18 protein-coding genes are annotated in these 19,369 nt (G+C 73.6%); 13 read left to right on the top strand and 5 right to left on the bottom strand.

All coding sequences use genetic code 11. The features are described 5' to 3' along the window. The first annotated feature begins 107 nt into the window (after positions 1-107). The 6 genes from pdhA (at position 108) to ACVWNX_RS17455 (ending at position 7,703) form a co-directional block, all read left to right on the top strand. Positions 108-1,397 carry a pyruvate dehydrogenase (acetyl-transferring) E1 component subunit alpha gene (gene pdhA, locus ACVWNX_RS17430; protein ID WP_454414815.1) on the top strand — a complete coding sequence of 430 codons (1,290 nt, stop codon included), beginning with the start codon at positions 108-110 and terminating at the stop codon, positions 1,395-1,397. Continuing rightward, a complete protein-coding gene (locus tag ACVWNX_RS17435) occupies positions 1,394-2,404 on the top strand; it encodes an alpha-ketoacid dehydrogenase subunit beta (RefSeq protein WP_454408027.1) in 1,011 nt (336 codons plus the stop codon). Before pdhA ends, ACVWNX_RS17435 begins: the two co-directional genes overlap by 4 nt. Further along, positions 2,404-3,999, top strand: coding sequence for a dihydrolipoamide acetyltransferase family protein (locus ACVWNX_RS17440; protein WP_454408029.1), 1,596 nt, complete (start codon positions 2,404-2,406; stop codon positions 3,997-3,999). The genes ACVWNX_RS17435 and ACVWNX_RS17440 overlap by 1 nt, the downstream gene beginning before the upstream one ends. A 145-nt stretch (positions 4,000-4,144) precedes the next feature. After that, complete coding sequence (locus ACVWNX_RS17445; RefSeq protein ID WP_454408030.1) at positions 4,145-5,062, top strand: NTP transferase domain-containing protein; 918 nt, start codon at positions 4,145-4,147, stop codon at positions 5,060-5,062. Next, on the top strand, positions 5,059-6,606 hold the full coding sequence (locus tag ACVWNX_RS17450) for a molybdopterin molybdotransferase MoeA (RefSeq protein WP_454408032.1): 1,548 nt from the start codon (positions 5,059-5,061) through the stop codon (positions 6,604-6,606). Before ACVWNX_RS17445 ends, ACVWNX_RS17450 begins: the two co-directional genes overlap by 4 nt. Further along, complete coding sequence (locus tag ACVWNX_RS17455) at positions 6,594-7,703, top strand: potassium channel family protein (protein ID WP_454408034.1); 1,110 nt, start codon at positions 6,594-6,596, stop codon at positions 7,701-7,703. Before ACVWNX_RS17450 ends, ACVWNX_RS17455 begins: the two co-directional genes overlap by 13 nt. A gap of 99 nt (positions 7,704-7,802) precedes the next feature. Here the strand turns inward: ACVWNX_RS17455 and ACVWNX_RS17460 are convergent, their stop codons facing one another. Together ACVWNX_RS17460 and ACVWNX_RS17465 are read right to left on the bottom strand one after the other, a co-directional pair. Continuing rightward, positions 7,803-8,018, bottom strand: coding sequence for a DUF397 domain-containing protein (locus tag ACVWNX_RS17460; RefSeq protein WP_454408035.1), 216 nt, complete (start codon positions 8,016-8,018; stop codon positions 7,803-7,805). Beyond that, on the bottom strand, positions 8,002-8,844 hold the full coding sequence (locus ACVWNX_RS17465; protein WP_454408037.1) for a helix-turn-helix domain-containing protein: 843 nt from the start codon (positions 8,842-8,844) through the stop codon (positions 8,002-8,004). The genes ACVWNX_RS17460 and ACVWNX_RS17465 overlap by 17 nt, the downstream gene beginning before the upstream one ends. A 155-nt stretch (positions 8,845-8,999) precedes the next feature. Between ACVWNX_RS17465 and ACVWNX_RS17470 the strand changes: the two genes are divergently transcribed. The 6 genes from ACVWNX_RS17470 to ACVWNX_RS17495 all read left to right on the top strand — a co-directional run bounded on the left by ACVWNX_RS17470 (position 9,000) and on the right by ACVWNX_RS17495 (position 13,801). Continuing rightward, positions 9,000-9,836, top strand: a complete 837-nt coding sequence (locus ACVWNX_RS17470; protein ID WP_454408039.1) for a phosphotransferase family protein — start codon at positions 9,000-9,002, stop codon at positions 9,834-9,836. 331 nt (positions 9,837-10,167) lie between these two features. Further along, on the top strand, positions 10,168-10,503 hold the full coding sequence (locus tag ACVWNX_RS17475) for a hypothetical protein (RefSeq protein ID WP_454408041.1): 336 nt from the start codon (positions 10,168-10,170) through the stop codon (positions 10,501-10,503). Beyond that, the gene (locus tag ACVWNX_RS17480; RefSeq protein ID WP_454408042.1) at positions 10,500-11,477 is read left to right on the top strand and encodes an NAD(P)H-quinone oxidoreductase; all 978 of its coding nucleotides are present in this window, start codon (positions 10,500-10,502) and stop codon (positions 11,475-11,477) included. Before ACVWNX_RS17475 ends, ACVWNX_RS17480 begins: the two co-directional genes overlap by 4 nt. 120 nt (positions 11,478-11,597) lie before the next feature. Next, a complete protein-coding gene (locus tag ACVWNX_RS17485; protein ID WP_454408044.1) occupies positions 11,598-12,353 on the top strand; it encodes a hypothetical protein in 756 nt (251 codons plus the stop codon). Between the two features lie 337 nt (positions 12,354-12,690). Further along, positions 12,691-13,233 carry a bacterial proteasome activator family protein gene (locus ACVWNX_RS17490; protein ID WP_454408046.1) on the top strand — a complete coding sequence of 181 codons (543 nt, stop codon included), beginning with the start codon at positions 12,691-12,693 and terminating at the stop codon, positions 13,231-13,233. A 130-nt stretch (positions 13,234-13,363) separates the two neighbouring features. Then, positions 13,364-13,801, top strand: coding sequence for a hypothetical protein (locus ACVWNX_RS17495; protein ID WP_454408047.1), 438 nt, complete (start codon positions 13,364-13,366; stop codon positions 13,799-13,801). A 47-nt stretch (positions 13,802-13,848) separates the two neighbouring features. Here ACVWNX_RS17495 and ACVWNX_RS17500 read toward each other — a convergent pair whose 3' ends face one another. Continuing rightward, positions 13,849-15,495 (bottom strand): protein kinase domain-containing protein, encoded by a 1,647-nt coding sequence (locus ACVWNX_RS17500; RefSeq protein ID WP_454408048.1) that lies wholly within the window; start codon positions 15,493-15,495, stop codon positions 13,849-13,851. A gap of 331 nt (positions 15,496-15,826) precedes the next feature. Here ACVWNX_RS17500 and ACVWNX_RS17505 point away from each other — a divergent pair, with 331 nt between their 5' ends. Next, the gene (locus tag ACVWNX_RS17505; protein WP_454408050.1) at positions 15,827-17,629 is read left to right on the top strand and encodes a protein kinase domain-containing protein; all 1,803 of its coding nucleotides are present in this window, start codon (positions 15,827-15,829) and stop codon (positions 17,627-17,629) included. A gap of 320 nt (positions 17,630-17,949) precedes the next feature. Here ACVWNX_RS17505 and ACVWNX_RS17510 read toward each other — a convergent pair whose 3' ends face one another. Beyond that, positions 17,950-18,393 (bottom strand): pyridoxamine 5'-phosphate oxidase family protein, encoded by a 444-nt coding sequence (locus ACVWNX_RS17510; protein WP_454408052.1) that lies wholly within the window; start codon positions 18,391-18,393, stop codon positions 17,950-17,952. Positions 18,394-18,529: 136 nt separating this feature from the next. Continuing rightward, positions 18,530-19,210, bottom strand: a complete 681-nt coding sequence (locus tag ACVWNX_RS17515) for a response regulator (RefSeq protein ID WP_454408053.1) — start codon at positions 19,208-19,210, stop codon at positions 18,530-18,532. Between the last annotated feature and the right edge of the window lie 159 nt (positions 19,211-19,369).

Genomic DNA, 19,369 nt, shown 5'->3' on the forward strand with positions numbered 1-19,369 from the left:
GTAGGTGAGGCGCACACCCCCGTCGGCGCCTCGACCGCTCCCACGAGGAGCCCTGTCGACGAGGAGGTGCACGCGTGAACGTGAACAGGCACGGCAGCACACCGGTCATGGACCAGCACGGGACGTATACCCCCACCCCGCCCCCCGCCTGGACCCCGCGCACCGACCCCACGCCCCTGCTGCCCGACGCCGAGCCGTACCGCGTGCTCGGCACCCCGGCCGCCCGTGAGGTGGACCCGGCGCTGGTGCTCAGGCTCCACGCCGAACTGGTCCGGGGCCGCCGCTTCAACGCCCAGGCCACCGCGCTCACCAAGCAGGGCCGCCTCGCCGTCTACCCGTCGAGCACCGGGCAGGAGGCGTGCCAGGTCGGCGCCGCGCTCGCCCTAGCGGACCGCGACTGGCTGTTCCCCAGCTACCGGGACACCCTCGCCGTGATCGCCCGTGGGGTGGACCCGGTGGAGACGCTGACCCTGCTGCGCGGCGACTGGCACACCGGCTACGACCCCCTCGCCCACCGGGTGGCGCCGCTGAGCACCCCCCTCGCCACCCAGCTCCCGCACGCCGTCGGCCTCGCCCACGCCGCCCGCCTCAAGGGCGACGACGTGGTGGCGCTCGCCCTGGTCGGGGACGGCGGCACCAGCGAGGGCGACTTCCACGAGGCCCTGAACTTCGCCGCCGTGTGGCGGGCCCCGGTCGTCTTCCTGGTCCAGAACAACGGCTTCGCGATCTCCGTCCCGCTCGCCAAGCAGACCGCCGCCCCCTCCCTCGCCCACAAGGCCGTCGGATACGGGATGCGCGGCAGGCTCGTCGACGGCAACGACGTGCTCGCCGTCCACGAGGTCCTCACCGAAGCGGTCCGCCACGCGCGCGAGGGCGGTGGACCCACCCTGGTCGAGGCGGTCACCTACCGCGTCGAGGCCCACACCAACGCCGATGACGCGGGCCGCTACCGGGACGCCTCCGAGGTCGAGGTGTGGCGCGGCCACGACCCCGTCGACCTGGTGGCCGCGGAGCTGACCGAACGCGGTCTGCTCGACGAGGAGACGCTGCGGACCGTCCACGAGGCCGCCGAGGCGATGGCCGCCGATCTGCGGACCCGGATGCACCGGGACCCGGTGCCCGACCCCCTGGAGCTGTTCGCGCACGTCTACGCGGAGCCGACGCCCCAGCTGCGCGAACAGGCCGCCCGGCTGCGCGCGGAACTGGCCGCGGCGGAGGCCGACGACGATCCGTCCGGTACGGACACCGGGCCGGACCCGGGCCCCGCCCCCGGTCCGGACACCGGCCCCGGGCCCGGCACCGGGTCGGGCCCCGCCCCCGGAGCCCGTACGGGAGGCCCCGGCACGGACCCCGTCGCCACCACCGGCACCGGCACCGGAACGGAGGCCGGACGATGAGCGCCGCCGCCGTCACCACGAAGCCCTCGACCATGGCCCAGGCCCTGGGACGCGCGCTGCGGGACTCCCTCGCCGAGGACCCGGCCGTGCACGTCCTGGGAGAGGACGTCGGAGCGCTCGGCGGGGTCTTCCGGATCACCGACGGCCTCGCCGCCGAGTTCGGCGAGGAGCGCTGCGCGGACACCCCGCTCGCCGAGGCGGGCATCCTCGGCACCGCCGTGGGCATGGCCATGTACGGACTCCGGCCCGTGGTGGAGATGCAGTTCGACGCGTTCGCCTACCCCGCCTTCGAGCAGCTCGTCTCCCACGTCGCGCGGATGCGCAACCGCACCCGTGGCGTCCTGTCCCTGCCGCTGACCGTCCGGGTCCCCTACGGCGGAGGCATCGGAGGTGTCGAACACCACAGTGACTCCTCCGAGGCGTACTACCTGGCCACCCCGGGGCTGCACGTGGTCACCCCGGCGACCGTCGCGGACGCCTACGGGCTGCTGCGCGCGTCGATCGCCTCCGACGACCCGGTGCTCTTCCTGGAGCCCAAACGGCTCTACTGGTCCAAGGCCGACTGGGACCCGGAGCACCCCGAGACCGTGGCGCCGCTGGGCCGGGCGGTGGTGCGGCGCCCGGGCCGGACGGCCACGCTGCTGACGTACGGGCCCTCCCTCCCGGTCTGTCTGGAGGCGGCCGGGGCGGCCGTCGCGGAGGGCTGGGACCTGGAGGTGGTGGACCTCCGGTCGCTGGTCCCGTTCGACGACGAGACGGTCTGCGCGTCGGTCCGCCGCACGGGCCGCGCGGTCGTGGTGCACGAGGCCAACGGCTTCGGCGGACCGGGCGGGGAGATCGCCGCCCGGGTCACCGAGCGCTGCTTCCATTACCTTGAGGCACCAGTACTGCGTGTGGCCGGGTTCGACATCCCGTATCCGCCGCCGATGCTCGAACGGCACCACCTGCCGGGCGTCGACCGGATCCTGGATGCCGTGGCCAGGCTTCAGTGGGAGGCGGAGGGCTGATGGCACAGGTGCTGGAATTCAGACTGCCCGATCTGGGAGAGGGGCTGACCGGAGCGGAGATCGTCCGTTGGCTCGTCCAGGTCGGTGACGTGGTCGCCGTCGACCAGCCGGTGGTCGAGGTGGAGACCGCGAAGGCGATGGTCGAGGTGCCCTGCCCGTACGGGGGCGTCGTCACCGCCCGGTTCGGGGAGGAGGGCACCGAGCTGCCCGTCGGGGCACCGCTGATCACCGTCGCGGTGGGCGCCGGGGCCACCGGGGCCCGCGACGGCGCGTCCCCGGACACCGGGTCCGCCGGGTCTACCGGGTCCGCTGGGGGTACCGGAGCCACCGGGTCCGCCAGGGGTGCCTCAACCGTGCCCGCCGCCGACACGGAGACCAGCACCGGCACCGGCACCGCTTCGGGCTCCCCCGTCTCCCCTGCTCCCGCCGCTTCCGCCGAGGGGGCACCGGGCGATCGCGGCGACGGGGCCTCGGGCAACGTCCTCGTGGGCTACGGCACCGGTACCGCCGCCGCGCGCCGCCGTCGCCGGGTGCGTCCCGCCCCGCTCGTCGCGCCCCGGAACGCGGCTCCCGGGGACACCGGCCCGGGCACCGGGAGCACCGGCCCGGCCTCCGGGGACCTCCCCGCCGCCGCGCGGACCGAGGGGCCCGTCCCGGTGATCTCGCCGATCGTGCGCCGACTGGCCCGGGAGCACGGCATCGACCTCACCGAGCTGGCCGGATCGGGCCCCGACGGGCTGATCCTCCGGGCGGACGTGGAGTACGCCCTCGCCGCCCGCACCCCCCTGCGCCCCGTCCCGGGACAGGAACCCGTCCCGGCGGTCACCGGCCGCCCGGCCCCGTCGGACCGGACCCCGGCCGTCGACCGTTCCACCGACCGCCCCGCCGCCCGTCCCCAGGCGGCGGGCACCACCCGGATCCCGCTGCGGGGCGTGCGCGGCGCCGTCGCGGACAAGCTGTCGCGCAGCCGTCGCGAGATACCCGAGGCGACCGTCTGGGTCGACGCGGACGCCACCGAGCTGCTGCGGGCGCGCGCCGCGATGAACGCGGGGGACGGGCCGAAGATCTCCCTGCTGGCCCTCCTCGCCCGGGTCTGCCTGGCGGGGCTCGCCCGGCACCCCGAGCTGAACGCCACCGTCGACACCGAGGCCCGCGAGATCGTCCGGTACGACGCCGTCCACCTCGGCTTCGCCGCCCAGACCCCGCGCGGGCTGGTGGTGCCGGTCGTCAAGGACGCCGACGCCCGGGACACGGAGTCGCTGAACGCGGAGATGGTCCGGCTCACCGAGGCCGCCCGGGCGGGCACGCTCGGGCCCGCCCGGCTCACGGGCGGCACCTTCACGCTCAACAACTACGGCGTCTTCGGCGTCGACGGCTCCACCCCGGTCATCAACCACCCCGAGGCCGCCATGCTCGGCGTCGGACGGATCATCCCGCGCCCCTGGGTCCACGAGGGGGAGCTGGCGGTCCGCCAGGTCGTCGAGCTGACGCTCACCTTCGACCACCGGGTCTGCGACGGCGGCACCGCGGGCGGCTTCCTCCGCTACGTCGCCGACTGCGTGGAACAGCCCGCCGTCCTGCTGCGCACCCTCTGACCACCCACGAGTCCCCCTGACCACCCACGAGTCCCCCTGACCACTCACCGGTCCCACAACCCCCCACCCCACGGGCCCACCGGCCACCCATCGGTTCCCCGGCCCCCGGGGCCCGCCCGCCCGGCGGCTGACCCATACTCGGGGGATGACCGCGCACGACGGCGCCCATGACGCCGTGGTCCTCGCCGGGGGCGCCGCCCGCCGTCTCGGCGGGGCCGACAAGCCAGGAGTCCGGGTGGGCGGGCGCGCGCTGCTCGAACGGGTCCTCGCCGCCTGCCGCACCGCCCGGACCACCGTCGTCGTCGCGGAGCCCCGCCCCACCGCCCGTCCGGTGCGGTGGGCCCGGGAGGAGCCGTCCGGGACGGGTCCCCTGGCGGCGCTGGACGCGGGGGTACGGCAGGTCACCGCCCCGGTCACGGTGGCCCTCTCGGCCGATCTGCCGTTCCTCACCCCGGCGACGGTCCACGGCCTGGTCGCCGCCCTGCGCGCGGACCGGGCCGACGCGGTGCTCCTCGCCGACGCCGACGGCCGGGCGCAGCCCCTGGTCGCCGCCTACCGCACGGACGCCCTGCGCCGGGCGCTGGCCGATCACACCCGGGAGCGCGGCACCCTGGCCGGAGCGCCGTTGCGGGACCTCGTGGCCCGGCTCTCCGTGACCACGCTCACCGATCCCGTCGCCTCCTTCGACTGCGACACCTGGGAGGACATCGCCTCGGCCCGGGCACGGATCAGGGAGCATGGACGGGTGCTGGACGAATGGATGACCGCGGTCAAGGACGAGTTGGGCATCGAACTCGACGTCGACACCGCGCTGCTGCTCGATCTCGCCCGGGACGCCGCCCACGGGGTGGCCCGTCCCGCGGCCCCCTTGACGACGTTCCTCGTCGGCTTCGCGGCCGCCCGCGCCGGGGGCGACCCCGCGGCGGTGGCCGCCGCCGCCCGCCGCGCCGCCGGACTGGCCGTCCGCTGGGCGGAGGAACCTCCCGAACCGGTCCCCGCCCGCGCGGCCGTCCCGGACCCCGCCCCCGAGGCCCCCCGTGCCGACCACCCCGGTGCCTCATGAGCACCCCGCCACCCGACGACCACCTGGCCCTGTACGAGGCCCTCACCCGCGATCCGGGCCACCCCGGAGAACCGGGAAGCCCCGGCCACGTCGGCCACCCCGGTCACGCGGGCCACTCCGGCCCGACGGACCGCCCGGGAGCCCCCGGCGCCCAGCCCGCCACCGGCCGACGGCGCGGCAAGCACCAGGCACCGGGCGGCGCCCGGCCCCCCGGCCCCGACCACCACACCCCGTCCGGAACGGCCCCCGGCCCCGCCGGACCCCACCACGACGGCACCGGACCCGGAACCGGAACGGACGCCGAGCGGACCGCCCCGCGCGCGCCCCACGCCGTCCCCTGGCCCGCCGCACGGCGCCTCGCCGAGGCCGCGGGCACCGCCGCCCGCCGCGCCAGCGCACCGGTCGCCGTCCCGCTGCGCACCGCACCCGGTCTGGTCCTCGCCGAACCCCTGACCGCCCTCACCGACCTCCCGCCGTTCGACACCTCGGCCATGGACGGCTGGGCGGTGTCGGGTCCGGCGCCCTGGACCCTCCGGGAGGACGGCCTCCTCGCCGGGGACACCGGCCCCCTCCCCCTCACCGACGGCGAGGCCGTCCGGATCGCCACCGGGGCGCGGGTCCCCCCGGACACCACCGCCGTGGTCCGCACCGAGCGCGCCCGCGCCGACCACCACGGCCAGCTCCACCCGGACCGCCCGGTCTCCCAGGGGCAGGACATCCGCGCCCGGGCCCAGGAGTGCCGCCGGGGCGACCCCCTGCTGCCGTCCGGCACCCTGGTGACCCCGGCCGCCCTCGGTCTCGCCGCCGCCGCCGGGTACGACACCCTCACCGTGGTGCCGCGCCCCACCGTCGAGGTGCTCGTCCTCGGTGACGAGTTGCTACGGGAGGGGCTTCCCCACGACGGACTGATCCGGGACGCGCTCGGCCCGCTGCTGCCGCCCTGGCTCCGCGCCCTGGGAGCGGAGGTCACCGCAGTCCGGCACCTCGGCGACGACGCCAAGGAGCTGTACGGGGCGGTGGCCGCCGCCACCGCCGATCTGATCGTGACCACCGGGGGCACCGCCGCCGGTCCGGTCGACCATGTGCACACCACCCTCGAACGCCTCGGGGCCGAACTCCTCGTGGACGGCGTGCGGGTCCGTCCCGGCCATCCGATGCTGCTCGCCCGGCTGGTGGCCCCCACCGCCCGCCGGACCCAGTTCCTCGTCGGTCTGCCCGGCAATCCGCTCGCCGCGGTCTCCGGGCTGCTGACCCTCGCCGAACCTCTGATCCGCACCCTCGCGGGTCGTACCGCCCCGGAGCCGTACCCGGCCCGGGTCCGGGAGGAGGTGACGGGGCACCCCGGCGACACCCGGCTGGTCCCCGTGGCGCTGAGCGACGACACGGCCGTGCCGCTGCACTACAGCGGTCCGGCGATGCTGCGGGGGATCGCCGTGGCCGACGGTCTGGCGGTCGTACCGCCGGGCGGGGCCGTGGCGGGCGGGGAACTGGAGATTCTCGATCTTCCCTGGTCCATGTCCGCACTTGGGGTGTGTTTCACGTGAAACTTCCAGGCCATGACGCGATTGCCCGTCAGGCCGACGAACATCTGGTCACCGGGCGCATCAAGTTGCCCAAACGGGTGGTCGAACGACCGCTGCGCCAGGTCGGCAAGCGCCTGCTGCTGGCCTTGGCGGTGCTGGTCGGCACGGCGCTGATCGTCTACTTCGACCGTGCCGGGTACGGGGACAACTCCGATGACTCGGTCGATCTGCTGGACGCCTTCTACTACGCCACCGTCACGCTCTCGACCACCGGTTACGGCGACATCACCCCGGTCAGCGACGGGGCCCGGCTCACCAACATCTTCGTCATCACCCCGCTGCGGGTGGTGTTCCTGATCATTCTCGTCGGTACGACCCTGGAGGTGCTCACCGAGCGCACCAGGGAGGAGTGGCGGCTCAGCCGCTGGAGGTCCAACTTGCGTGACCACACCGTTGTCGTGGGTTTCGGCACCAAGGGGCGCTCGGCGGTGCAGACCGTCTGCGCGACGGGGCTGAGCAAGGACCACGTGGTGATCGTGGACCCCAGCAGCAAGGTCATCGAGGCCGCGACCGCCGAGGGGTTCGTCGGGGTGATCGGTGACGCCACCCGCAGCGACGTCCTGCTCCGCGCCGAGGTGCAGAAGGCCCGGCAGATCATCATCGCCACCCAGCGCGATGACACGGCGGTGCTGGTCACGCTCACCGCACGGCAGCTGAACCGTGGCGCGAAGATCGTGGCGGCGGTCCGCGAGGAGGAGAACGCGCCGCTGCTGCGGCAGTCCGGCGCGGACGCGGTCATCACCAGCGCCAGCGCCGCCGGGCGGCTGCTCGGCCTCTCGGTGCTCAGCCCCAGCGCGGGCCGCGTCATGGAGGACCTGATCCACCAGGGCAGCGGGCTCGACATCGTGGAACGCCCCGTCATAAAGGCCGAGGTGGGACTCACCGCCCGGCAGACCGAAGACCTCGTGGTCAGCGTCGTCCGGGGCCACCGCGTCCTCGGCTACGACGACCCCACCCTCGGCGAACTCCAGCTGACGGACCGGCTGATCACCATCGTCCGCGCGGGCAATCCCCGCCCCCCGGCCTCCTCGGACACCCGCACCCACCAAAGCGGCTGACCCACCACCCGGGCCCTCGCCCGTACCTGACACACGACGAAGCCCCGCCCCCTCGAACCGTCCGAGGGAGCGGGGCTTCGTCGTACGTCGCCAGTCTGTCTACAGCCCCGTGTGCTTGACGCCCCGGACGAACGCGGTGAACGCGGCGGCGGTGACGGTCAGCGTCGGTCCGTCCGCCACCTTGGAGTCCCGCACGGGAACCACACCGGTCGCGGAGGCGTACTCGGGTGCCCACTCGACGCAGTTGCCACCTCCGTTGCCGCTGTGGCTTGACGCGACCCAGTGAGCGCGGGCTGCGTCAGGGGCGGTGCTCATGGGGGAGTTCCTCCATCGCGGCTCGGATGAAAGCCGCAGACTCTTTGGGGGACAAAGCGGACGCGCTCAGCAGATCGTAGGCACGAGCCCTGATGCTCACTTCGTCCTTCTCTTCGAACAGCGCTCCCGTGCTCATGCTTTCTTCCCAGGCTACTTGCTTCCCGGAGTCAAGGGTCCAGAGCGCGAAAGAGCCCCCCGCGAGAGCGTGGCCGCCGTGGGAGAAAGGGATCACCTGGATAAACGAGGTCGGCGTGAGGCACAGGTCCAACAGCTTGCCCAACTGGTCGCGCATGACCGTCCGGTCGCCGTACGGCCGCCGCAGTACGGCTTCATCCAGGATCACCGAGTATCGCGGCGGAGGGCTCCCCACCAGGAGTGCCTGACGGCTCAGCCGTAGCGTCCACAGTTCGTCGACCTTCTCCTCTGAGGCGGTCGGGTCGTAGGTGCGGAACAGGGCGCGTGCATACGCCTCGGTTTGCAGCAGGCCGGGCATGAGCTGGGGCGTGTACTCCTTGACGACCGTGGCCAGCGTTTCCAGCTCCATGCGCCGCCGGAACTGATCCGGGTGAGCTTCCTTCTTGCACAGGGCGTACAGGTCGCTGAAGAGGCCGTTGGAAGCGAACGGTTGGTCGAGAAAGGCGGGCAACTCGGGCGGAGGCATGCGCTCGGCCTTCTCGATCCGGGCCAGATGTGCCTTGCTGACCGTGACCTGGGTCGCTAGCGCGTCAAGGCTCCATCCGCGCCCCTCGCGGTACCACCGCACCTTGGCGCCGAACAGGTGGCGAGCGCTGCGGTCGGGCGTCAACGTAGCCGGTTTCTGAGCCAACTTGGGCCTCCTCCGTGTCTCGGTCCAGGTTTCTGAGACATCGACCGCTGGCGATCGTAGGGCACTCGGAGTAACGATATGAGCGTTCAGGGTGAACCTCCCCGAGAGGGGAGTGGCCCGGTACTCGTACGAGTGTCCAAAGAATTCGAGGGCTCATGATTGAACTTGACCGGATCCACTGGGAAGAGCTTCCGCTGGAACTGCGGGACGCGGTCGAAAGGGAAACCGGGGTGGTTGAGGCGTCTGCCTCCATCCCCCATGGATTCAATTGCACCGTGGCCCTGGACGCGCGGACGGCCCGGTCCGGGCGGCTCTTCCTCAAGGGGGTGCGGACGTCGGACGACGAGGGGATGTCGGGACTGCGCACCGAGGTCGTCGTCCACGGAACGGGCGCGGGGTGTTCCCCGCGACTCCGCCACCAGGTGCGGGCGGCGGGCTGGTGCTTGCTGGCCTTCGACTACGTCGACGGGCGGTACGCCGACCTCGGCCCGGGAACCCGTGACCTCGCCGCCATCCAGCGGGCCGTGGCCCGGATGGGCAGGTCAGTGGAGAGCCCGGAGAGCCTTGCCGTGTCCCTGGTCCGGCAAGGGATTCCTCGTATCGCGGACCGCTTCGAGGGGTTCCTGGAGCCCGGGGAGGCAGAACTCCTTTACGGGAACACCCTGTTGCACACCGATATCAACCCTCACAACATCCTGATCAGTGACGACGGTGTGGCCCATGTCATCGACTGGGCCATGCCCGCGCTGGGTCCGGAGTGGATCGACGCGGCGAACACCGCCGTCTGGCTCATGGCGTTCGACCATGAACCCGCCGCCGCCCTCGCCTGGCTCGACGGTTTCCCGGTCTGGCGGGCGGCTGATCCGAAGGCCGTCGAGGCGTATGTGAACGCACTGTGCCGACAGTCGGTGGCGCAGATCGGGGAGGAGGATTCCCGGAGGGGTAACGGCAATGTCCGGGCGCTTCTGGGAATCCCTGGTCAGCGGCACTGAAGTTCGAATAACACGCCAACTCCGGGCGTGCTACGGTCCGTTCCGCCATAATCAAAAATTCGCCCCGGCGAGTGCTACCAACACTCCCGGGGCCGGACGACCGTAGGTCTAAGGAAAACCAGTCGCCATGCGCAACTCTACCGCGCGTGCCGTTCCGGCGCGCCATCGCACGCAGCGTTCTCCGCTTCTCTTCCGGTTCCTCTGCGCGGTGCTCTCCGTGCTTCTGCCCGGAACGGGTCGTCACCGGGCCGTCAACCCGGCGCCTCCCTTCACCCCTCTGGCGGGTGATCCGTCCCGTACGGCGGCGCACCGGAGTCCCTACAGCACCGATGTGCTGCCCCTGCGGGGTGAGGACGCTCAGCTCGTCCGGCCCTACCTCCGGGCCCACGAGGAACGGGCCGGGACCTACGAACGCGTCACCGCCGAACGGCGCCGCGCGCTGCTGCTCGCCACCTACGGGGTGGACGTCGGCCCCCGGACGATCCACGGCAGGCGGCTGCCCGGAAGCCGTCCCTTCCCCGGAGTCGCCGCCTTCCCCGCGACCCGCCCGGGCGCCCGGACCCGTACGGGCACGGGAACCCGTTCCAGCGCCGGAATCCGTCCCCGCACGGGAATCCGTCCCGGCGCCGGTCGCCGGGACGTTCCGCTGGGTAGCGTGGCGTCATGAAGGCAATCACGATCACGGCCCCGGGCGGGCCGGAAGTCCTCCGCTGGACGGAGGCGCCGGACCCGGTCGCCGGGGAGGGCGAGGTCCTCGTCGAGGTGGTCGCCAGCGCCGTCAACCGGGCCGATCTGCTCCAGCGCCGGGGCCTGTACGCCCCGCCGCCCGGCGCCTCCCCGTACCCCGGCCTGGAGTGCTCCGGCCGGATCGCCGCGCTGGGCCCCGGGGTCACGGGCTGGGCCGTCGGGGACGAGGTGTGCGCGCTGCTGTCCGGCGGCGGCTACGCGGAACGGGTCGCCGTCCCGGTCGGGCAGTTGTTGCCGAGGCCCGGGAACGTCTCGCTGGTGGAGGCCGCCGCCCTGCCCGAGGTGGCCTGCACCGTCTGGTCGAACCTCTTCATGGTCGCCCGGCTGCGGCCCGCCGAGACCGTACTGGTGCACGGCGGCGGCAGCGGCATCGGCACCCTCGCCGTCCAGCTCGCCAAGGCGGTCGGGGCCCGGGTCGCGGTGACGGCGGGCGGCCCGGAGAAGCTGCGCCGCTGCGCGGAGCTGGGCGCGGACGTCCTGATCGACTACCACCGCCAGGACTTCGTGGCGGAGGTCCGGGAGGCGACCGGGGGCGCGGGCGCCGACGTGGTGCTCGACATCGTCGGGGCGAAGTACCTGGACCGCAACGTCCGGGCGCTGGCCGTCAACGGACGGCTCGTCATCATCGGGATGCAGGGCGGCACCCGGGCCGAACTGGACATCGCGGCGCTGCTGGCCAAGCGGGCCACGGTCGCCGGGACCTCGCTGCGGGGGCGCCCGGGGCCGGAGAAGGCCGCCATCGTCGCCGAGGTCCGCGAGCACGTCTGGCCGCTGGTCGCCGCCGGGCGCGTCCGGCCCGTCGTGGACCGCGCGGTGCCGATGCGGGACGCGGCCGGGGCCCATCGGGTACTGGAGGACGGCGACAACGTCGGCAAGGTCCTGCTCACCGTCTGAACCCCGGCGGTCCAGACCGGACCCCGGGCCGCCGCACCCGGACGGCGTCCTCCGGGGTGCCGGGGGCGGCGGCGGGTGTGAGGGTGGGTCCGGGAATGGCTCTGTCGGAGGGCGGTCGCTGTGGCTGCGTGGCTGGGTGCGTTCGGCGGGACCGGGACGGGGATCGTCCTGACGGCACTGCTGCTGGGACCGGCCGACCCCGGCCCGGTCCGCTCCGCCGACCCCCCGCCCGCCCCCGCGCGCACCTCCCCGCAGACGCCCGGGCGGCCCGCCGCAACGGCGTACGGACAGCCGACCCGTCCCCCCGGCGCCCGTCCCACCCGCACCCCGGGGACCCGTCCCCCGGGCGCCACGCGCCCCACCCGTCCGTCCCGTCCCGCCCGTCCCCACATCACCGTGCTGACGTCCCCGGCGGCGGGCGCCCCGGTCCGCACCGGAGTCCCCGCGCCGGAGGAGTCCCGCGCCGGGAGCCGTCCGGGAGCGGGCCGCCCGCACCCCGGCCGCCCCGAGTCCGAGCCCCCGTTGACCAGCACCTCCGCCCCGGCCCGTACCCCTGACCCCCGCACGCCCCCCGGCACCGCGACCGCCCCCCGGCCGGACCGCTCCCGGCCCCCGGGGACGGACCCCGGAACCGGTACCCGCGCCGAGCCGGACCCGTACCCGCACCCGTACGGCGACCTCGAAGCCGGGAGCGGCGGGGACGGGGACGGCGGGGACGGCGACGGGACCGGGGCCGACCCGGCCGTGGACAACGAGCCGCCGAACCAGTCCCTGACCCGAGGGGAACCGGCCTCCCAGGTGGTGACCCTCGGCGGCGGTCTGCTGCTGATGGGCCTGGGCCTCGGCTACCTGGGCTGGCGCCTGCGCCAGCCGTGACCGACGGGGCTTGGCCCCCCGCCTTGAGCGACGGCCGTGACCGACGGGCCTGTCCCCCTAGCCGTGACCGACGGACGTGGTCAGCGACCGGTGACGACGACGGCGGTGGACGGCGGCCGTCCCACCCCTGCCCCGCCCTGCCCTCGGCCGCCCGTCCCGGCCCCACCCCGCCGCCTTCCCCGCCCGCGGCCCCGCGCCCCGCGGCCCCGCGCCCCGCGCCCCGCGCCCCGCGCCCCGCGCTCCGCCCGCGCCCCCGCCCCGTCCGGCCGGACGGGACGGCCCCCCGCCGTTCGGGGGCACCGCCCCGCCGGGCGTCCGGGTGCGCGACAATGACCGCATGGAGATGCCGAGGAACGAACGGTCGCAGGAGAGCCCGCAGGTGCTGGTCGTGGGCCAGGACGGGATGGCTCTCGGCGGCGGGGGCGGCGGTGACGACGACCTCCGCGAGGTCCCGGTGACGGAGATGGTGGAGCAGCCCGCCAAGGTCATGCGCATCGGCAGCATGATCAAGCAGCTGCTCGAAGAGGTGCGGGCGGCCCCCCTCGACGAGGCGAGCCGTCAGCGGCTCAAGGAGATCCACGCCAGCTCGGTGAAGGAGCTGGAGGACGGGCTGGCCCCGGAGCTGGTGGACGAGCTGGAGCGGCTGTCGCTGCCCTTCACGGACGACGCGACGCCGAGCGACGCGGAGCTGCGGATCGCCCAGGCGCAGCTGGTCGGCTGGCTGGAGGGCCTCTTCCACGGCATCCAGACCACCCTGTTCGCCCAGCAGATGGCGGCCCGCGCCCAGCTGGAGCAGATGCGGCGCGCCCTGCCGCCCGGGGTCGGCGGCGACGAGGACCACCTCCACCCCGGCGGCCGCACGGGCGGCCCGTACCTGTAGGAGCCTGTTGCCTCTGGTGGCCTACCCCACGGTCCTGTGGTGTGGGCCATCAGAGCCCTGCATGTTCGATACATGCCAACGAGTAGTGAAAAGATCACCGCATCCATGTCTCCCAGGCAAGAGGATTCATATGCGGTTCCCCAAGTCGTCGCTCATCTCCGTCGGAGTCCTGGCGTGCCTCTCCGTACCGCTCGGGGCCTCCCCGGCGGCTGCGTCGTCCATGGTCACGGACTCCTGCTCACGTACCGGAGTCAGGGGTTCGTACACCGGCTTCTTCGTCTCCGGATCGCAGATCGATCCGCTGAGGCTCAAGGTGGACGACACCAAGGCTGACGGCTACCACCCCGCGATACGGCTGATCACGTACGACTCGCGCTATCGCGAGGTCAAGTGGAAGTGGAACCACTACACGGCCTCGGGCACGACCAGCGGCGGCTACGACATCTGGGACACCTCGGCGCGTTGGCCGGACGGGATCACGGGTGTCGAGATCCAGGCGGCCCGGTTCAACGGCAGCACGTTCGTCGACAGTTGCAGCACCTTCCCCAAGAGCAATCCCTACACCTAGGAACCTCGTGTTCGGGGTGAGGCGCCCGGAACCTCACCCCGAACACGTCAGGACGGATTACCGGTGGAGATGTCGAACTGGACCGTCGGAGGCTTCTCCGGGTCGAAATCGGTTCCCGCCGCAGGCGACTGCCGTATGACGGCGTCCTTGCCGAAGGTGTTCTCGTCGATGGCACGCTTGTCGTAGTTCCACCCCGCCGCCTGCAGACAGTCGAGCACCGACGTCCAGTTCCGGTAGGTGAAGTCCGGCATCTGGACCATGCTCTCGTCGCTGTACGAGGTCTCGGGCTCGGTGCACTCGGTCTTGTCGATGGTCTTCGTGGTGTCCGGCCCCCGGAAGCCGTTGGCGCCGTTGGTGGCGGCGGCGGCCGGCGTCCGCTCGGGCTTCTCCTCCGGTTCGTCGTTGCCGTCGAAGGCGGAGTCCAGTCCCCAGACCAGCGCCCCGGTGATCGCGGCGGCGACGATCACGCCCGCCCCGATCCGCCTGCCCTTGCGGCGGGCGGGCGCGGGGGTCTGGTGCTGCGGGGCCATGGCGTAGGTGGGCTGCGCCTGGTAGCCGACGGGCTGGCCGGGCGCCGGGGTCCGATAGCCCTGCTGCGGCGGATAGCCGTAGCCCGGGCCGGTGGCGGGGGCGGGCGTCGGGACCGGGGACGGGGTGGGCGGACCGTAGGGGCCGGGGCCCGGGGTGTACGGGGTGTGGACGGGGCCGGGCGGCGGGGCCGTGGTGCCGTGGTCCACGGGCGGGAAGACGGCGGAGCCGACGCCCGCGCCGCTCGCGGTGGGCGCGCCCGGCACGATGCTGGGCGCGACCGCCCGGAGGGACTGGGCGACCCGCAGGCACTCCTCGCGCATCGACTCGGCGCTGGGGAAGCGCTCGTTGGGGTTCTTCCGCAGCGCCCGGGCCACCAGGGCGTCCACCGCGGGGGGCACCGAGCGGTTGATGGCGGAGGGGGCGACGGCCTCCTCCTGGACGTGCGCGTAGGCGATGGCCAGCGCCGTCTCGGCCTCGAACGGCAGCCGTCCGGTGACCAGTTGGAAGAGCATGATGCCGACGGAGTACAGGTCGGAGCGGGCGTCGACGGCCCGGCCGAGGGCCTGCTCGGGGGAGAGGTACTGCGGGGTGCCGACGACCATGCCGGTCTGGGTCATCGAGGTGACCCCGGACTGCATGGCCCGGGCGATGCCGAAGTCCATCACCTTGACCACGCCGCGCCGGGTCATCATGACGTTGCCCGGCTTGATGTCCCGGTGGACCAGCCCCATCTCGTGGCTGATCTCCAGCGCCGCCAGCACATCCGCCGTGATCTTCAGGGCCTGGTCGGTGGGCATCGCGCCGTACTGGCGGACGTCCGACTCCAGCACCGAGCCGAGCGGCTTCCCCTCGACGTACTCCATGACGATGTACGGGGTGGTGCCGCCGTTCAGCTCGTCCTCACCGGTGTCGAAGACCGACACGATGTTGGTGTGGGTGAGCTTCGCCACCGACTGCGCCTCGCGCCGGAACCGCTCGCGGAACGCGGGCTCCCGGCCGAGTTCGGTGTGCAGCGTCTTCACCGCCACCTGGCGGTCCAGCACCGAGTCGTACGCCAGATGGACCGAGGCCATGCCGCCCTCGCCGAGGAGGTCCCGCAGCTGGTACCGTCCGCCGCCGACCGAACGCCCTGCGTAGCGGGCCTGTGCGCCGTCCTGGCTCATGGTCTGCGTCCCCCGTCGGCCCGGCCCGCCACGGCCTGGCCGGCCCGGCTCCCGCGCTCGGTGTATCGATGGTGCGATTCCCGGCCAAGTCTGCCGGAGGGCAGTGACACGTCAAGTTCGATGCCCGTTCCGTGACCGTACGCGAACGAAGCGTCGCGTGAGCGTTACCGAGTGCCTCCGAAGCCGCGAGGGATTTGCCCAGAACACCTCGTTACGGGTTTGATGGCCGGTCCATCTCGGGCCGTCGCGGTCGGCGGAGGCTGTAGCGTGGTTCGGCGGATACCCGTGACAACGACCGCGCGCACGCGGGCAGAAACGACGGCGAGGACCGATGGCACAGACGCAACACGGCCAGGGCCCGTCCGAATCCGAGTCATCCGGCGGCGGCGGAGGCGACGCCCCGGAGAACTGGGGCAACGGCGGTCTGGTCGGGGACGGCCGGTACCGGCTGACCCACCGCCTGGGCCGGGGCGGCATGGCCGAGGTCTTCGCGGCGGAGGACATCCGCCTGGGCCGGACGGTCGCCGTGAAGCTGCTGCGCGCCGACCTCGCCGAGGACCCGGTGTCCAAGGCGCGGTTCACCCGCGAGGCGCAGTCGGTCGCCGGGCTCAACCACCACTCCGTGGTCGCCGTGTACGACTCCGGCGAGGACCAGGTGGGCCGTCAGACGGTCCCCTACATCGTCATGGAGATCGTCGAGGGCCGCACCATCCGCGATCTGCTGATCAACGCCGAGGCCCCGGGCCCCGAGCAGGCGCTGATCATCGTGTCCGGGGTGCTGGAGGCGCTCGCCTACTCGCACCAGCACGGCATCGTGCACCGCGACATCAAGCCCGCCAACGTGATCATCACGCACAACGGCGCCGTGAAGGTCATGGACTTCGGCATCGCGCGCGCCCTGCACGGCGCGCAGTCGACCATGACCCAGACCGGCATGGTCATGGGCACCCCGCAGTACCTCTCCCCCGAGCAGGCCCTCGGCAAGGCCGTCGACCACCGCTCCGACCTGTACGCCACGGGCTGTCTGCTCTACGAACTGCTGGCGCTGCGCCCGCCGTTCACCGGCGAGACCCCGCTGTCGGTGGTCTACCAGCACGTCCAGGACGTGCCGGTGCCCCCGTCCGAGGTCTCCGACGGGGTGCCGCCGGAGCTGGACGGCCTGGTCATGCGGGCCCTCGCCAAGGACCCCGACGACCGGTTCCAGACCGCCGAGGAGATGCGCGGGCTGATCCAGTACGGCATCCAGATGCTGTACGAGCAGGGCAGCCACACCGGCACCTGGAACACCGGGCCGGTGACCAGCCACGACGGCGGGCACACCCCCGCGATGGGCATTCCGGGGGCGGCGGCGCTGCCGCACCCCGACGCGGGCACCGCGCAGATCCCGCAGACCATGGTCCGGCCGATCGGCGACGACGGCTACGGCGGGTACAACGGCTACTCCTACGAGCAGGGCTACGACGACCAGGGCGGTTCCGGCGGCGGCCGTCGCAACCGGCTGTGGCTGGTGGCGGCGCTGGCGGTGGTCGCCGTGATCGCGGGCGTCGCGTTCGCCGTCAAGGGCATGGGCGGCGACAACGAGACCCCGAAGAACGAGAAGCCCCCGGCGACCGAGTCCAAGAAGCCCGAGAAGAAGCCGGAGAAGAAGGAGGAGGACACCACTCCCAGCAAGTCCACGGAGTGGCAGTCCACCGTCACCGGCGGGACCACCAGCGGCGGGGGCGGCACCTACAACCCGCCCGGCGGTCAGCAGCCGGGTGGCAGCAGTGGTCAGCAGACCCAGCAGCCGCCCACCAAGAACACCTCGCAACCCCCGAGCAAGCCGCCCACGACCGGTGGCACCACCACCGGCGGCGGCACCGACTCGGGCGGCGGCGACACCGGTGGGGAGACCACCGGGGGCGAGACGACCGGTGGCGAGACCACGGGCGGCGAGACCACCGGGGGCGAGACGACCGGCGGCGAGACCACGGGCGGCGAGACGACCGGCGGCGAGACCACCGGGGGCGCGGACGCCGGGGGCGCCACCACCACGGGCGGCGCGGACGCCGGGGGCGCCGGCGGCGGCACCGGGACGAGCGGCACCGGGAGCACCAGCGGGACCACGGGCGGCGAGGGCGGCACCACCGCCTGACCCGCGCCGGGACGCGTACGGTATCCGCTCCGCGCACGCGTCCCGCGCCCGCCCGCCTGACCCCACGCCGTCCGCCGCGCCCGCCCGCCTGACTCCGCGCCGTCCGCCGCCCCCGGCCTGACTCGGCCCTGCCGTCCGCCCGCGTCCGGGCCCGCCTGCCGTCCGCCGCGTCCGGCCCGTCCGACGGGCCGCCGCGCTCGTGCCCCGAGGGCCCCGCGCACATCAGCCACCCGGACCCGGAGGGTCACCGTCCATGGACCCGGGGGGGCACCGTCCACGGACCCGTGGGGCACCGTCCACGGACTCCGGGGGGTCCGGTCTCAGACGGCCGGACCCCCCGGGTCCGACTCGTGCAGGGTGATGAACTGCGGCTCTATCCGCAGGTACACCGGGTCGTACGGCTCGCCGTCCACCCCGTGCGGCGGCGGGCCGAAGAGCAGCAGCTCCGCCGGGGTCGGTACGGCCGCGTCGCACATCCCGACGAGCTGGACGGACCACTCGGTGGCGCCCGGGGCGCGGCGCCCGAGGTTGTCCGCGCCGTAGGCGACCACGCTGCCGACGCACGCCTGGTGGTACCCGTAGCCGCGGTGCATCCGCAGCAGCAGCCGGTCCCCGGTCAGGACGTGGCGGGCCGCCGCGAGGAACGGCAGGGCGCGCATGCTGGTGGCGACCCGGCCGTGGTCGGCGCCCGCGAGCAGGGCGAGGGCCCGCCGCTCGTCCTGAGGGCGGTCCTGTCGGCCGGCCGGCGGCGGGGACATGGGCATGGGATCAATGTCGGCGATGCCCGCGCCGAGCGCCAGGGAAACCGGCCCCCCGGGATCCGGGACCAAGGTCCCGAATCGCCCGGAACGGGGACGGGTGAACCGCGGCGCGCGGTGCGGGACGACCCGAACGGGTGGTTCAGCCGCGCCGGGCGTCGAGCCGGGCCACATAGGCGGCGGCCTGGGAACGGCGCTCCATGCCCAGCTTGGACAGCAGGCTGGAGACGTAGTTCTTGATGGTCTTCTCGGCCAGGTGCAGCCGCTCGCCGATCACCCGGTTGGTGAGCCCCTCGCCGATCAGGTCGAGGATCCTGCGCTCCTGGTCGGTCAGCGAGGCCAGCTTCTCCTCGTCGGCGTCCCGGGGGCGGGAACCGGGGCGTGAGCCGCCGTCCCGCAGCCGCTCCAGCACCCGCGCGGTGGCGACCGGGTCCAGCAGGGACTTCCCGGCGGCCACGTCCCGCACGGCGGTCAGCAGCTCGTTGCCCCGGATGGCCTTGAGGACGTATCCCGAGGCCCCGGCCATGATCGCGTCGAAGAGGGCCTCGTCGTCGGCGAAGGACGTCAGCATCAGGCACTGCACGGAGTCGTCCCGGGATCTGATCTCCCGGCACACCTCGACCCCGCTGCCGTCCGGCAGCCGGACGTCGAGGACCGCCACGTCGGGCCGCGCCGCCGGAACGCGCGCCAGGGCCTCGGCCGCCGTGCCCGCCTCCCCGACCACCACGATGTCGTCCTCGACGGACAGCATCTCGTGGACGCCGCGCCGGACCACCTCGTGGTCGTCCAGAAGGAATACCCTAATTTTTCCCTCTTCTCGCACGGGCCCAGTCTCACACACGATCTCTTCCCCCGCTCCGGGCCCCCGGGTTACCGTTCGGCTGTCCCGGCTCTCCTGCGCACCCGGCGCGGCGCCCTGACCAGCGAGACTTCCCGAACGGCGCGATTTACTTGGAAATCCAAGGAAAATTGCAGGTCAGAA

Source organism: Streptomyces sp. JNUCC 64, from assembly GCF_054484115.1.